At 66.9% G+C, this 14290-nt stretch carries 12 protein-coding genes; 6 read left to right on the top strand and 6 right to left on the bottom strand.

Going from position 1 to position 14290, the window contains the following annotated elements; all coding sequences use genetic code 11:
• The first annotated feature begins 89 nt into the window (after positions 1-89).
• Positions 90-2600 carry a fused MFS/spermidine synthase gene (locus G4G71_RS18390; RefSeq protein WP_240964805.1) on the top strand — a complete coding sequence of 837 codons (2511 nt, stop codon included), beginning with the start codon at positions 90-92 and terminating at the stop codon, positions 2598-2600.
• 21 nt (positions 2601-2621) lie between these two features.
• Here G4G71_RS18390 and G4G71_RS18385 read toward each other — a convergent pair whose 3' ends face one another.
• Together G4G71_RS18385 and aspT are read right to left on the bottom strand one after the other, a co-directional pair.
• A complete protein-coding gene (locus G4G71_RS18385) occupies positions 2622-3230 on the bottom strand; it encodes a DUF502 domain-containing protein (protein ID WP_169939450.1) in 609 nt (202 codons plus the stop codon).
• Positions 3231-3293: 63 nt separating this feature from the next.
• Entirely contained in the window at positions 3294-4982 is a 1689-nt protein-coding gene (aspT, locus tag G4G71_RS18380; RefSeq protein ID WP_169939449.1) for an aspartate-alanine antiporter, read from the bottom strand.
• Between the two features lie 249 nt (positions 4983-5231).
• Here aspT and G4G71_RS18375 point away from each other — a divergent pair, with 249 nt between their 5' ends.
• From G4G71_RS18375 to G4G71_RS18355, 5 genes are all read left to right on the top strand, one after another.
• Positions 5232-5828 carry a paraquat-inducible protein A gene (locus G4G71_RS18375; RefSeq protein WP_169939448.1) on the top strand — a complete coding sequence of 199 codons (597 nt, stop codon included), beginning with the start codon at positions 5232-5234 and terminating at the stop codon, positions 5826-5828.
• Entirely contained in the window at positions 5825-6460 is a 636-nt protein-coding gene (locus tag G4G71_RS18370) for a paraquat-inducible protein A (RefSeq protein WP_169939447.1), read from the top strand. Before G4G71_RS18375 ends, G4G71_RS18370 begins: the two co-directional genes overlap by 4 nt.
• Entirely contained in the window at positions 6441-8081 is a 1641-nt protein-coding gene (locus tag G4G71_RS18365) for a PqiB family protein (protein WP_169939446.1), read from the top strand. Before G4G71_RS18370 ends, G4G71_RS18365 begins: the two co-directional genes overlap by 20 nt.
• Positions 8082-8105: 24 nt before the next feature.
• The gene (locus G4G71_RS18360; RefSeq protein ID WP_169939445.1) at positions 8106-8639 is read left to right on the top strand and encodes a PqiC family protein; all 534 of its coding nucleotides are present in this window, start codon (positions 8106-8108) and stop codon (positions 8637-8639) included.
• 146 nt (positions 8640-8785) lie between these two features.
• A complete protein-coding gene (locus G4G71_RS18355; RefSeq protein WP_084357635.1) occupies positions 8786-10759 on the top strand; it encodes a BCCT family transporter in 1974 nt (657 codons plus the stop codon).
• A 2-nt stretch (positions 10760-10761) separates the two neighbouring features.
• On the opposite strand, the gene G4G71_RS18350 is transcribed toward G4G71_RS18355, so the two are convergent.
• The 4 genes from G4G71_RS18350 to bufB form a co-directional block, all read right to left on the bottom strand.
• Positions 10762-11985 (bottom strand): chloride channel protein, encoded by a 1224-nt coding sequence (locus tag G4G71_RS18350; protein WP_420826021.1) that lies wholly within the window; start codon positions 11983-11985, stop codon positions 10762-10764.
• A gap of 225 nt (positions 11986-12210) precedes the next feature.
• Entirely contained in the window at positions 12211-12678 is a 468-nt protein-coding gene (locus G4G71_RS18345; RefSeq protein WP_169939443.1) for a DoxX family protein, read from the bottom strand.
• A gap of 10 nt (positions 12679-12688) precedes the next feature.
• The gene (locus tag G4G71_RS18340) at positions 12689-13444 is read right to left on the bottom strand and encodes an HvfC/BufC N-terminal domain-containing protein (protein WP_169939442.1); all 756 of its coding nucleotides are present in this window, start codon (positions 13442-13444) and stop codon (positions 12689-12691) included.
• Positions 13441-14274, bottom strand: a complete 834-nt coding sequence (gene bufB / locus G4G71_RS18335; protein WP_169939441.1) for an MNIO family bufferin maturase — start codon at positions 14272-14274, stop codon at positions 13441-13443. The genes G4G71_RS18340 and bufB overlap by 4 nt, the downstream gene beginning before the upstream one ends.
• Positions 14275-14290: the final 16 nt, after the last annotated feature.

Genomic DNA, 14290 nt, shown 5'->3' with positions numbered 1-14290 from the left:
ACCTCAATCCCCGCGACAGCCGTGCTGTCGCGGGGATTCTTCTGTTCGACAAGGTTGTCCCGATGCCGTCACCTGTCAGTTCGTCGACCATGAATGCTCGCCCCGCCAGACAGGCTGCCGTTGGCGTTCCGCGCCGGCTGGCCATGTGGATGCCGGCTCTGCTGCTGTTTGCTTCCGGCGGTGCGGCGCTGGTGTTCCAGGTGCTCTGGGTGAAGCAGTTGTCGCTGGTGGTCGGTGTGGAGGTGTACGCCGTGACCACGGCGATCAGCGCCTTCTTCGCCGGGCTGGCGCTGGGAGGACTGGCTTTCGGGCGGCTCGCCGATCGGCTGGCGCGGCCGCTGCGACTCTATGCGGCGCTGGAGGTTCTGGTGGCGCTGCTGGCCGTCGCGTCCACCGTGGCGCTGGCCAATGCCGCCAGCGCTTTCGCGTTTCTGGAGGAAGCGTTCGGCATCCTGGCCTGGGCGCTGCCGTTGGTGCTGGTGGGCGTGCCGGCATTCTTCATGGGCGGCACGCTGCCGGTGCTGGTGCGCGCCGTGGAGCCCGCCGACGGGCAGATGGGCCGCACGGGCGGCGGTCTCTACGCTGCCAATACCGCTGGCGCCATCGCCGGCACGCTGATGGCGGCGTTCGTCTTCCTGCCGATGCTTGGCGTGCTGGCGAGCGCCTTTGCGGCGGCTGTGTTCAATCTGATCGCTGCCGCAGGCGCGCTGACGCTGCGGCGCGAGCCCGCCACGCCGGTGATCGAAGGTGAATCGCTGGCCGCTCCGCGCAGCAAGGCGGCGCGCCTGGCCATCGCCCTTTACTGCGTGGCGGGTGGCGTCGCGCTGGGTTACGAGGTGGTCTGGACGCAATCCATCGTCCAGTTCATGAGCACCCGGACCTTTGCCTTCGCCGTGGTGCTGGCCACTTATCTTTGCGGCCTGGTGCTGGGCAGCGCCCTGTATGCCCGGCGCGCGGACCGCGTTCGCGACCCCTGGGGCCTGTTCGGCCTGCTCATCGCGGCGGCCGGGTTGCTGGCCATCCTGCAGGTCGCTGGGCTGGGTGCCTGGCTGGTCGCCCTGCAGACCCGTGCCGAATGGCTGGTGCTGCAGGCCGGTGGCACCGAACTGGCGGGCATGTGCGCGCGCTTCGCCGTGGCCGCGCTGTGCGTGGTGTTCCTGCCGACGACCCTGCTGGGGGCGGCATTCCCCATCGCCCTGCGTTTGGCGGTGGACCAGCAGCACGTGGGCCGCGATGTGGGCATGGTGGTGGCGCTCAATACCCTGGGCGGCATCGTCGGCGTGATGCTGACCGGTTTCGTCCTGGTGCCGGGGATCGGCCTGGTGCGTACCCTGGCGGTCCTCGGAGCTTTGGCTGCACTCATCGGCCTGCTGGCAGTCTGGCGGGGGGATGGCGTGGGCAGGGTCCTGCGCATTGGCGTCGCCATGGTCGCGGTCCTGACGCTGGCCATCGGCGCGCTGACACCACCGCAGCACCTGGCGCAGCTGATGCCGGGGGCGCGCAACGGGCAGATCAGCTTCTATGCCGAGGGTCGCGGCGGCACTGTGGCGGTGATCGAGCAGGGCCGGGGCGACAACCGTTTCAGCCGCCTCTACATCCAGGGCGTTTCCAACACCGGCGATGCCATGCCGTCGCTGCGCTACATGCGACTGCAAGCGCTGTTGCCGCTACTGATCCATAACGGCGAGCCGCGTTCTGCGTTGGTCATCGGTTTCGGCACGGGCATTACCGCAGGCGCGATGCTGCGTTATCGCGACCTGCAGCACCCGGTGGTGGCCGAGTTGCTGCCCGAGGTACTGGCCGCCGCCCCTCGCTTCAAGGGCAACTTCGACGCGATCCATGACCCACGTCTGGATATCCGCCTGCGCGATGGTCGTCGTGAACTGCTGCGCAGCACCGAACGCTACGACATGATCACGCTCGAACCGCCGCCGCCCTCGGCTGCCGGGGTGGTCAACCTCTACTCGCGGGACTTCTATGAGCTGGCGGCATCGCGTCTGGAAGAGGGCGGGATAGTCGCCCAGTGGTTGCCGTTGCCGACGCAGAACGATGAGGAAAGCCGCTCCCTGGTGCGCAGCTTCATCGATGTATTCCCCAATGCCACGCTCTGGACCACCGAGTTTCACGAAATGCTCCTGGTTGGCTCGCTGCGGCCCCTGCACCTGGATGTGACGCGTATCCGCGCGCGCTTCGAGCAGCCCGACGTGGCACAGGCCTTGAGCGAGGTCGGCATCGATTCGGTCGAAGCACTGCTCGCCACCTGGGTGACCGATCGCGATGGCCTGGTGCGGTACGCCGGCGATGCGGCGCCGGTGACCGACGACCAGCCGCGCATCGAGTACGCGCCCTGGGTCCGCTCGAAGGAAATTGCCCGTGTCCTGCCGACGCTGCTGGCCCTGCGCACCGCGCCGCCCCTGGAGAACGCCGTGCCTTCGGTTCGCGCCTCGGTAGACGATAACTGGGCAAGGCTGCGGCGCTTCTACGACATGAGCCTGAGTGCGTATCGCGGCGACCGGCAGGCCTGGGCCCGCGAGGCGCGGCAGGTGGTCCGGGAGGACGGCGACAATCCCTACTACCGCTGGTTCCTCGGCGAGCGCTGAGCCCCCGGCGCGGGGCCCGCGTCAGGGCCGCGGGCTGCCATCCTCGCCCATGTGCCGGGCGGCCAACTCCAGGGCGCCGAGCCCGCCCCGGCGCAGGCAGCCCAGCAGGGGCAGCCAGGGGATATCGGTGATCCGTACCGAACTGGCGGGAACCATCCGTACTTCACCGGCGGTGCCGCCGGCTGGTCCGCCATCCGGCAGGTAGACGAGCAGCCAGTCGTCGCGCTCCTCGAAGATCAGCGCGAAGCGAAATCCGACATCCTCGCTCACCAGGCCGACCTTCGCCGCCCCCACGTCATCCATCCCGGTGAAGCGTGCGGCGGCGTCCTTGAGCAGGGGGTAACCGGGCAGGTTGCTCAGCAGCCGGTCCTCCAGCGTCTGCAGCGCCGCGCTGGCCGCGCGGGTCCTGGCCAGCAGCCCGGCGAGGAAGCACAGCAGAGCGAGCAGGACGATGCAGGCCAGGGTGATCTCCGTGACACCCAGCGCGGTGAAGCCGGTGAACAGCGGAAGGAGCTTCTGCACCGCTGGCGCGAGCAGGTGGATGGCCTTCTCGACCAGGACGAACACCAGTACCAGCGGCAGGATGAACAGCAGCCCACCGGCGATGGTGGTGCGGATGAACTTCAGCATTTCGACCTCCTTGGGGAAGCCGGCCGACGACAGCGCAACGCAGCCGGTGAATCGATGGCGGGCTCAGCCCGCCGTGACGGCGACGATGATCGGACCGCACACCGCCAGCAGTACGTTGGAAATGGCGTAGCACACCGTGAAGCCAATGACGGGTGTATTGCTGCCGGACTGCTCGATGATCTTGTTCATCGAGGCCGCTTCGGTCTGCGCGCCGGCCAGGGCGCCGAACAGGATCATCGGGTGCAGCCCCAGGACGTAGCGGCCGAAGTAGAGCGTCACCAGCGGCGGGATGATGGTCACCAGGGCGCCGGAGAGCAGCAGCGCCGCGCCCTGGCTCTGGATCGCGGCGATGGCGGCGGGGCCGGCCAGCAGCCCCACCACGGCGCCGAAGGCGGTCAGCCCGAACTCCGAGAAGGCCCACTGTGCGGCCGGGGGCAGGGCGCCCACTTCGGGATGTCGCGAGTTGTACCAGCCGATCAGCAGGCCGGCGAGCAGCATGCCGCCACCGATGCCCAGTTCTACCGGAATCATGCCGATGTGGGTGGAGAGCATGCCGACCAGCGACCCCACGACCATGCCCAGGGTATGGATGGCGATATCGCTCTTGTAATTGCTCGCCCGGATGCGGCCGATCTGCGCTGCCAGCGCCTCGACGCTGGCCGTGCGGCCGACCAAAGTGATGACGTCGCCACGGCGCAGCACGGTGTCGGGCAGCAGCGGCAGCTCCAGGCCTTGCCGCGTAATGGAGCGGATGTAGCAGCCCATTCGGTCGGCGCCGACCAGCAGCGTCTTGATTTGGTGGATGGTCTTGCCGGCCAGCCGGGGCGAGGTCAGGACGATGTCGGCATCGCGGGTGGCGAAGGACATGCTGTCGGGGTTGTCGATTTCCGGGCCGATCCAGTCGTTGAGGTCGGCCACGGCTTCGCGCAGGGCGTAGACGCCGAGGATGTCGCCGCTCTCCAGGCGCAATTGCGGGTCGCGCTCGAGAATCTGGCCGCCACGGATGACCCGCTCCACGCTCAGCGCGGCGTGCAGCGCCTCGACAGCGGCGATGCGCTGGCCGATCGCTGCCGCCGACTGGGCACGATGGGCACGGACGACGATGCGGGTGTAGGGAATGCTGATGGCGTTTTCTTCGCGCTCGATGCCCAGCTCCCGCTCCAGCTCGCGCGCGCTCTGGCGCAGGTCGACGCGTAGCAGCTTCGGCGCGATGCTGCCGACGAAGACGATCAGGCCGATGGTGCCGAACAGGTAGGTGATGGCGTAGGCCACCGCCATGTGGCTGTTGAGCTGGATCTTGGCGGCATCGTCGATGGCCAGCTGGGAGATGGCGCTGCTGGCGGTGCCCATGATCGCCGTGTCGGTCAGTGCTCCCGCGCCCAGGCCGGCGGTGAAGCCGGCGTCGAAGTGGAACAGGTGATACATGCCGAGGATGACGCCCAGGGCAGTGGCGCAGAGCACCACGGAAAGCAGTACCAGCTTCAGGGTGCCGCGATTGAGGCTGCCGAAGAACTCCGGGCCGCTCTTGAAACCGACGGCATAGATGAACAGCGCGAAGAACACCGACTTCAGCTCATGGGGCACTTCCAGGCCGATCTGCCCGATCAGCAGGCCCATCAGCAGCGCGCCGGCGACCGAGCCCAGGTGAAAGCTGCCGATCTGGATCCGCCCCAGCAGAACCCCCAGGGAGATCGCCAGGAACACGGCAATCTCGGGGTTGGCGCGCAAGGCGTGGAGGAAAAAATCGAGCATCGACGCGGCTCCCTGTCGAAGTGGCGTCCGAGCAGTATGGACGGTGAATGCCGGGCTGCCGTTATGCAGGGGAGTGTGGAACGACTTTCTCTTTAGTGCGATTTCGCCGCGCGACCCCCGCCATCGAAAATCCTCGACTAGTCTTGTGCTGACTTCATGTGGATCGCTCCAGAGCCTGTGCCCAGGCTCTCGTCGTGGATAGCGATTTCCCTGGCCGGCGCCGTGCGCCGGCTCACCACGAGAGCGCCCATGGCAGCAGCCAGCGACCTGATCATCTGTGAGTACTGCGACGCGGTGTACGAACGCCAGCCGTTGCAGCGACACCAGCGTGCACTGTGCGTGCGCTGCGGCGGGGTACTGCATCGGCACAACGCAATGTCCGTGCAGCAACGTCTGGCGCTGGCGCTGACCGGCGCGGTGCTGCTGGCTTTCGCCAACAGTTACCCGGTGATGACCATCAGCATGCAGGGCCTGAGCAATTCGGCGACGCTGTGGGACGCGGTGATGATCCTGAGCAGCGGCCCCATCACCTTCATCGCACTGGTGACAGCGCTGGCCATCATCCTCGCGCCGGCGCTGCAGGTAACGCTGCTGATCTGGGTGCTCGGCTTCGCCCTGGGCGGGCGCCGCGCGCCGGCCTTCGCCGGCTGCATGCGCTGGCTGGAGTCCCTGCGTCCCTGGAGCATGCTGGAGGTCTGCCTGCTGGGCACCATGGTCGCGGTGATCAAGCTGGCCGGCCTGCTCGACGTGATCCCCGGCATCGGCCTGCTGGCGATGGCCGCCCTGAGCGTGCTGATCATCTACATCGCCGGCAAGGACATCCGCGATCTCTGGGAGCGGGTATGAAAACGCCCCCGCTCGCCGCTCACCTGAATCTGTGCCTTTGCCACGGCTGCGGCGCCGCCTGCGATACGCGCAGCGGCGGCCATCATTGCGAGCGCTGTGGCGCCCCCCTGCACCCGCGCAAGGCCGATGCCATCACCCGCGGCTGGGCGTACCTGGTGGCGGCGCTGATCTTCTACGTGCCGGCCAACCTGTTGCCGGTCATGCATACCGAAATGCTCGGCCAGGGCATCGACAGCACCATCGGCGGCGGCGTGCTGGAGTTCTGGGAAAGCGGCGCCTGGGACATCGCGCTGATCATCTTCATTGCCAGCATCGGCGTGCCGGCGATCAAGTTCTTTTCCCTCGGGCTGCTGCTCTGGACCGCCCAGCGCCGCAGCAACTGGGCACGGCGGCAGCGCTCGCAGCTGTACCGCTTCGTCGAGCTGATCGGCTACTGGTCGATGCTCGACGTGATGGTCGTCGCGCTGGTGGCGGCCCTGGTGCAGATGCGTGAACTGGGCACCATCGAGCCGCGCGCCGGCATCCTGTTCTTCGGCATGGTGGTGGTGCTCACCATGCTTTCCGCCATGAGTTTCGATCCACGACATATCTGGGACGACGGAGATCCGATCGATGGAGCAGGACACCCCTAAGCACGCCGCCCCCGGACAGCCGCAGGTACGTACGCGGCGCTGGAATGTATCGCTGGTCTGGATCGTGCCGATCGTGGCGCTGCTGGTGGGCGCTTCGCTCATCGTGCGCAACTGGATGGAGCAGGGGCCGACCATCGAGATCTCCTTCCGGACGGGGGAGGGCCTGGTCGCGCACAAGACCCAGGTGAAGTACCGCAGCGTGGTGATCGGCGAGGTCGAAGGCGTCGAACTGGCCAAGGACAAGAAGAGCGTCACCGCCAGCGTCAAGCTGAACAAGGAGGCCGAGTCTTTCGCCACCGAGGGTGCGAAATTCTGGGTCGTGCGCCCGCGCATCGGCGCTGGCGGCGTGACCGGCGTCGACACGCTGTTGTCGGGCAATTTCATCGGTGCCGACGCCGGTGAATCGAGTGCGCCGAAGAAGCGCTTCACCGGCCTGGAGCTGCCGCCGCCGATCACCTACGGGGAGAAGGGCAAGAGCTTCGTCCTGCGCGCCGACGACCTGGGCTCGCTGGATATCGGCTCGCCTATCTACTACCGCAAGATTCCGGTGGGCCAGGTGACTTCCTACGCCTTGCGCAGCGATGGCAAGGGCGTGGACCTGGGCATCTTCGTCGAGTCGCCCAACGATGCCTTCGTGACCCAGAACACCCGGTTCTGGAATGCCAGTGGCGTCGACGTCAGCGTCAGCGCCAACGGCCTGAAGGTGAACACCGAATCGCTGTCCGCGCTGCTGGTCGGCGGGCTGGCCTTCGGCACGCCCGAGGGCAGCGAGGAAACGGCCGCCGCCCAGGACAACGAGGCCTTCGACCTCTACGTCGACCGCGACAATGCCCTGGCTCCGCCCACCGGCCTGCCGCAGTACCTGCGCCTGCGCTTCGACCAGTCGATGCGCGGCCTGAGCGTGGGCGCGCCGGTGGAATTCATGGGTGTCGATTTCGGCAAGGTCACCAACATCCAGCTGGACTACGACGAGAAGCTGCAGATTTTCCCGGTGGTGGTCGATGCGGTGATCTACCCGCAGCGCCTGGGGCCCGTGCACCAGAAGATGCTCAAGGTCTTCAACAGCAGCGTGGGCGACCAGGGCGGCGTCACCCGCGTCATCGGCAGCTTCGTCGAGCACGGCATGCGGGCGCAGGCGCGCAGCGGCAACCTGTTGACCGGGCAGCTGTACATCTCGCTGGACTTCTATCCCGACGCCAAGCCGGTGGCCTTCGACGCCAGCGCGCGGCCACTGCGCATCCCGACGGTGCCCAGCAGCCTGGCGAAACTCCAGGAACAATTGCAGGCGGTGGTCGACCGCATCGGCAAGTTGCCGCTGGAACGCATCGCCAACAACCTCGATGGCAACCTGCGCGAATTGCAGAACAGCCTCAAGCAGTTCAATACGCAGACGCTGCCGGGCGTGACCAATACGCTGGCGGAGGTTCGCACGACGCTGGCCAACGCCAATACCGCTCTGGGACAGAACTCGCCGGAACGGGAGAAACTCAGCGATACGCTGGAGGAGCTGGACCGCATGTCGCGCTCGTTGCGTGACCTGTCCGACTACCTCGGTCGCCACCCGGAATCCTTGATTCGTGGTCGTCCGAAGAACGCCAACGCCGACAACCTGCAGCCCTGATTCGCGTACAAGGAGAGACTTCAGATGCCGAAGCTGCCCATGCTGCTCCTGGCCGCACTGTTCCCCGTGTTGTCGGGCTGCAGCAGCGCTCCGATCCACTACCACACGCTGGTGCCCGCACAGCCGGGCAGCCCGGCCGGCGGCCAGGTACGCGTCGAGCGGGTGGAGATGCCGCCGCAGGTCGATCGTTCGCAGATTGTCGTCCGCCAGGGCGGCAGCGGGCTGTCGATCCTGGAAACCGAGTGGTGGGGTGCCAACCTGGTGGACGAGTTCCGCAATGCCCTGGAGGACCAGCTGGGCGCTCCGGGGCCAGGCGCTGCGTTGCTGCGCGTGGAAGTGCAACGCTTCGATTCGGTGCCGGGCCAGTACGCGTTGCTCGATGCCCGTTGGCGCCTGCAGCGGCCCGGCTCGAACAAACCGCTGAGCTGCCGTAGCAGCCTGCAGACGGCGGCCAACAGCACCGTGGACGGGCTGGTGGTCGCGCATCAGGCCAATGTGCGCAAGTTCGCCGAACTGGTGGCGCAAGCGAACGCCAATGGCGGCACGCGTTGTCCTTGATGCTTGGGGCCGGATGGCGCCGGGCCGGGCGCCTATCGATACTTTACGAGTACTGAACGCGATACCCTTGGACCGGCGTGCCGCCACGCACGCCGGGGCTTGCAGGTTGGTGCGCGCGATGTCGTTGCACAGGAGAAACCTTCCCGATGAGCTCATCCGGCAAGCCAAGGACAACCCTGAACCCTCCGGTCTTCTATACCAGCGCGGCGCTGATCCTGTTGCTGGTGCTCTACGCCGTACTCTTCAAGAGCCAGGCCCAGACGCAGTTCGAACACATCCAGCAGTGGATCTTCACCAACGCCAGCTGGTTCTACATCCTCGCGGTGGCGCTGATCCTGATCAGCGTGGTGTTCCTCGCGGTCAGTCGCTACGGCGACATCAAGCTCGGGCCCGATCACAGCGAGCCCGAGTATCGCAGCAGCAGCTGGTTCGCGATGTTGTTCTCCGCCGGCATGGGCATCGGCCTGATGTTCTTCGGCGTGGCCGAACCGGTGATGCACTTCACCAGCCCGCCGGTGGGCGAGGCGGGGACGGTCACCGCGGCTCGCGAAGCGATGAAGATCACCTTCTTCCACTGGGGCCTGCATGCCTGGGCGATCTACGCCATCGTCGGGCTGATCCTGGCCTACTTCAGCTTCCGCAAGGGCCTGCCGCTGACATTGCGCTCGGCGCTGTATCCGCTGATTGGCGAGCGCATCTACGGCCCGATCGGCCATGCGGTGGACATCTTCGCCATCCTCGGTACGGTGTTCGGCGTCGCCACCTCGCTCGGCTATGGCGTGCTGCAGATCAACAGCGGCTTCCACCACCTGTTCGGCCTGCCGGTGAATGCGACCGTGCAGATCATCCTGATCGCCGCGACCTGCGCCCTGGCGACACTCTCGGTGGCCAGCGGCCTGGACAGGGGCATCCGCATCCTTTCCGAGCTGAACCTGGCGCTGGCGGTGATCCTCATGCTGTTCGTGCTGCTGCTCGGCCCGACCGTGTTCCTGCTGCAGACCTACGTGCAGAACACCGGCGCCTACCTCTCGGACATCGTCAACAAGACCTTCAACCTCTATGCCTACGAGCCGACCGACTGGATTGGCGGCTGGACCCTGCTGTACTGGGGCTGGTGGCTGTCCTGGTCGCCGTTCGTGGGGCTGTTCATCGCGCGCATCTCGCGCGGGCGGACCATCCGCGAATTCGTCTGCGGCGTGCTCTTCGTCCCGGCCGGCTTCACCCTGTTGTGGATGACCGTGTTCGGCGACTCGGCGATCCACATGATCCTCAACGAGGGCGTGACCACCCTGGCGGCGGTCGTCGATCAGGACAGTTCCCTGGCGCTGTTCGCCTTCCTCGAGCACTTCCCGTTATCCAGCGTGGTGTCCATGGTGGCGGTGCTGATGGTGGTGGTGTTCTTCGTCACCTCGGCGGACTCCGGGGCGCTGGTGGTGGACATGCTCGCTTCATCGGGGCACTCCCACTCGCCGTTGTGGCAGCGCATCTTCTGGTCGGTGAGTATTGGCGTGGTGGCGGTGGCATTGCTGCTGGCGAACGGGCTGAAGGCCCTGCAGACAGCGACCATCGCCAGTGCGCTGCCGTTCTCGGCGATCCTGCTGGCGTCCATCTGGGGGCTGTTCCGTGCGCTGCACCTGGATGCCACGCGGCGCGGCCTGCGCCACCAGTCGCTGCCTGCGCCGCGGCACGCGCCGCACCATGAAGGCGGTTGGCAGCGGCGCTTGCGCAGTATTGCCATGCGCCCCCGGCGCGCCCACGTGACCCGCTTCATTGCCGAAGTCGTGCGGCCGGCTTGCGAGGAAGTGGCCGCCGAACTGCGCAAGCAAGGCCATGACGTGCAGGTGCTGGAGCGCGAAGATGGCCGTGTGGCCCTGGAGCTGGTGCAGCCGGGGGAGGGCCATTTCCTCTATGAAGTCCGCCCGCGGGCCTTCACCAGCCCCAGCTTCGTTCTGCTGGAGGAGGACGAGGGCACCGAGGCGCGCAAGTACTTCCGCGCCGAGGTTCACCTGCGCGAAGGCGGGCAGGATTACGACGTGATGGGCTGGAACCGCGACGACGTGATCTCCGACATCCTCGACCAGTACGAGCGCCACCTGCATTACCTTCACGTCGTGCGCTGAACTCAGGGCTTGTTCGGCGCCACCTTGTCGAGAATCTGCCGGGCCAGGGCATGGTAGAGCGAAACCGGCGCTATCCAGCCGGAAATGGCCGCGGCCAGCAGCGTGGCGGCGAGCATGGGAATGGCCAGGTCCGGGCTGTGGGAAAGCTCCAGTACGATCACCGAGGCGGTCAATGGCGAGCGAGTGACGCCCGCCAGATAGGCGCCCATGCCGAGTAGCGCGCAGGTCTGCGGGTTGACGCCTGGCAGCAGGGAGAGCAAGGGCGCGAATCCCGCGCCGACGCTCAATGACGGCGAAAACAGGCCGCCAGGGATTCCGGCCAGGTACGACACCACGTTGGCGAGGAACTTCCAGAGCAGGAAGCTGGCGTCGGTCACCGGGTTGCCGTCGAGCAGGGCGCGGGTTTCCTCGTAGCCGGTGCCGAACACGTGGTTGCCGGAAATCACGCCGAGTAGGGCCAGCGCAAGCCCGCAGACAGCAGCGAAGCGCACCGGGAAGCGCTCCCGCACGGCGTACATCCGGCCGATCCAGCCGTGCTGCGCCGGCAGTACCAGCTTCACGTAGAGCCCGCCGAGCACGCCGCCCAGCAGCGCGCAGGCGGGCACTTCACTCCAGCCCCAGCCCGTGGGCAACCCGCCGCTGATGTCGCCAAAGTAGGAGTAGTGTCCCATCAGGCCCAGGGTGACCACGCCGCCGATCAGTACGGCGGTCAGCACCAGCCCGCTGAAGCGCTGCTCGTAGGTGCGGCTCAATTCCTCGATGGCGAAAACCACCCCGGCAAGGGGCGTGTTGAAAGCTGCCGCGATGCCGGCGGCGCCGCCCGCCAGGATCAGCCCTGCCACGGTGCGTCGGCCGTGGAGGCCCAGGCGCGTGCCGAAGGCGTAGATCACCGCGGCACCCACGTGGACGGTCGGCCCCTCACGCCCCACCGAGCCACCGACCAGCAGGGCGCCGAGGGTGAATAGCATCCTCACCAACGCCACCGGCAGGGCGAGCACCTGTGCACGGAATCGCCGCGATGGCGATTCCAGCGCGGCAATCACCTGCGGGATGCCACTGCCTTTCGAGTTCACGAACCAGCGCTGGGTGATCCAGGCCAGCAGCGCAAAACCCAGCGGCGTCGCCAGCAGCGGCAACCACGGCGATACCTGCAGCATCCGCTGGAACAAGCCGAAGGAGCGATCCGCCAGCCAGGCAAAAGCCAGGGCCACCAGCCCCACCAGCAGGGCGCCGACCCAGAACGCGAGGTGCTGCCGCCATTTCAGCCAGCGCGAGCGAAGCAGTCGCCGCGTGCGCTTGCTCGCGGTGGAAACGCTTTGCGCATCGGGTTCAACTTGAAGGTCAGAGTCGGACATCGGCGGGTAGAGGTTTCGTCCCAGAAAGACCGAGTATGGTCGCTAGCCGCTGAACTGGAAAAGGCAGGATGACCGACGACGAGAGCCGCCATGCCATCAGCCGATCTTCAGTGCCCGGTCCAGTGACCAGGCGCCTGCGCCGCGCCCAATCAGCAGCAGGAGCAGACCGGCCCAGGAAAGGTGCGTCGGCCAGGCATCGGGGTAGACGAACACTTCGATCACGGTGGTCATGCCCAGCAGGGCGAGGGCGGAGAGGCGGGTGAACAGGCCCAGCACCAGCAGGACCGGGAAGAAGTGTTCTGCGTAGGTTGCCAGGTGCGCGGCTATATAGGGTGGCACCAGCGGCAGCACGTATTCGGTCTGGAACAGTTCGTAGGTGCTCGGCGTGATGGTCAGGATGCCCTCGACCTTGGTGCGCCCGGACAGGAAGAAGATCGAGGCAATCCCCAGGCGCGCCACCAGGCACAGCAGTGAATCGCCGAGCAGGGACTGCAGGCGGCTGGCGATGGTGTTCCAGAGCTGGTGAACGGCGCCGCTTGGATAGTGGCTGCGGGAGATGTCCATGGCGGCTTCCTCAGGTGAGTTTCAGCGGTTGGAACACGGCGGCGCCGAGCAGGCTGCCCAGCAGCACCGTGAAGTCGAGGTCGGCTTGCGCCCTGAGCGCCAGGGTCGATGCCTGATCGAGGTCATGACCGCTGGCGCAGGCATCGAGGAAGGCGCAGCCGCCCACGTCCAGTGCCTGCCAGGCGACGCCATCGGCATGGCCGACCAGCAGCGCGCCTTCAGCGTGCCAGGGCAGGTCTTCGGGCAATGGCAGAGCCTCGCGGTTGTAGCGCCAGATGCTGTAGATCGGCTGTTGGTCGAACCAGCGCCAGCGTGCGCTGGCGCGGGGTTGCAGGTGACAGGGGGCAAGGTCGGAAGCGGTCATGCCCGCCAGGTCGGACCACTGCAGCGCAGGTTCCTGGGGCGCGGTATAGGCCTCCAGCCACAAGCGATCGAGGCGCGCCACGTCGGCCAGGTAGGGCAACTCGCGCGCGGGTTCGAAGGCGTCGAGGAAGTCGGCGAAGTCTTCGCCGTAGAGCACCAGGCGCGCGTCGTTCGGCGGTGTCTGCTGTGCGTGGATGGCTGCCGCGCCGCGCAGCCAGTCGGTGCCGACCAGGCGTTCGACACTGGGGAAGTTGTCGCACAAGGCGTCGGTGCAGCCCTTGAGCACGGTGTTGCGGTAGACGCTGAAGCCGGCCTGCTCGGTCAAACCTTGCAGTCCGGGGGCAGAGCGCTGGTACAGCGCTTCGACGAAAGCCTCCTGGAAGGTGCCGAGTGTCGTTTTCATGCTGCCACCTCCGCCCGGTTGAGAATGGCCTGGGCGATTTCACGCTCGGCCAGCAGTTCGCTGAAGGCGGGGATCTGGTCGTCGCGCTCGATCAGCGTCGGGCGCGGGCCGATGCGCCGGATCAGGTGCTGGTAGAGCTCCCAGACCGGTTCGGCGATGGGCGCGTCGTGGGAGTCGATCAGCAGCTCGCTGTTTTCGTCCTGGCTGTGCCCGGCCAGGTGGATTTCCAGGATGGCCGCGGCGGGGAATCGGTCGAGATAGCGCTTGGCATCGAAGCCGAGATTGTGTGCGCTGACATGCACGTTGTTGATGTCCAGCAGCAGGCCGCAGCCGGTACGCAGTGCCAGTTCGGTCAGGAATTCGATCTCGTCCCAGTCGTGGCCGTCGAGGCGGAGGTAGTGGCTGGGATTCTCGATGGCGATGCGCCGGCCCAGGGCATGCTGGGTACGTTCGATGTTGTCGACGATACGGGCCAGGGCCGCTTGGCTGCGCGGGAAGGGCAGCAGGTCCGGCAGGTACCGGCCGCGCCAGGTGGACCAGGCCAGGTGCTCGGAAATCAGCACGGGCTGCACGCGCTCGACCAGCGCGCGCAGCCGCAGCAGATGAGCCTCGTCGGGGGATGCGTCCGCTGCCAGGGACAGCGAAACCCCGTGCAGCGACAGCGGATGCCGTTCGGCGATCCGCTCCAGCCAGGCAAGGCGAGGGCCGCCGACCATGTAGTTTTCCGGGTGCACTTCGAACCAGAGCCCGCGCGCGCAGCAGTCGAGCGCCTGGGTGTAGTGCTCGGCCTTGAGTCCAAGCCCGGCGCCCGGTTGAGTCGATACGTTCATGGTCGGCAGCCTGCGC

This window comes from Pseudomonas multiresinivorans (assembly GCF_012971725.1).
Classification (GTDB): domain Bacteria; phylum Pseudomonadota; class Gammaproteobacteria; order Pseudomonadales; family Pseudomonadaceae; genus Pseudomonas; species Pseudomonas multiresinivorans.
Note: the sequence above shows the minus strand (reverse complement) of the source record. Positions and strands in the feature narration are given on the sequence as shown.

Bases quoted from the DNA above. Each gene is read 5' to 3' on its own strand.
- G4G71_RS18375 (WP_169939448.1), top strand. From the start codon at position 5,232: ATGGCAGCAGCCAGCGACCTGATCATCTGTGAGTACTGCGACGCGGTG.
- bufB (WP_169939441.1), bottom strand. From the start codon at position 14,274: ATGAACGTATCGACTCAACCGGGCGCCGGGCTTGGACTCAAGGCCGAG.
- G4G71_RS18340 (WP_169939442.1), bottom strand. From the start codon at position 13,444: ATGAAAACGACACTCGGCACCTTCCAGGAGGCTTTCGTCGAAGCGCTG.
- G4G71_RS18355 (WP_084357635.1), top strand. From the start codon at position 8,786: ATGAGCTCATCCGGCAAGCCAAGGACAACCCTGAACCCTCCGGTCTTC.
- G4G71_RS18360 (WP_169939445.1), top strand. From the start codon at position 8,106: ATGCCGAAGCTGCCCATGCTGCTCCTGGCCGCACTGTTCCCCGTGTTG.
- G4G71_RS18390 (WP_240964805.1), top strand. From the start codon at position 90: ATGAATGCTCGCCCCGCCAGACAGGCTGCCGTTGGCGTTCCGCGCCGG.
- G4G71_RS18345 (WP_169939443.1), bottom strand. From the start codon at position 12,678: ATGGACATCTCCCGCAGCCACTATCCAAGCGGCGCCGTTCACCAGCTC.
- G4G71_RS18365 (WP_169939446.1), top strand. From the start codon at position 6,441: ATGGAGCAGGACACCCCTAAGCACGCCGCCCCCGGACAGCCGCAGGTA.
- G4G71_RS18370 (WP_169939447.1), top strand. From the start codon at position 5,825: ATGAAAACGCCCCCGCTCGCCGCTCACCTGAATCTGTGCCTTTGCCAC.
- G4G71_RS18385 (WP_169939450.1), bottom strand. From the start codon at position 3,230: ATGCTGAAGTTCATCCGCACCACCATCGCCGGTGGGCTGCTGTTCATC.
- aspT (WP_169939449.1), bottom strand. From the start codon at position 4,982: ATGCTCGATTTTTTCCTCCACGCCTTGCGCGCCAACCCCGAGATTGCC.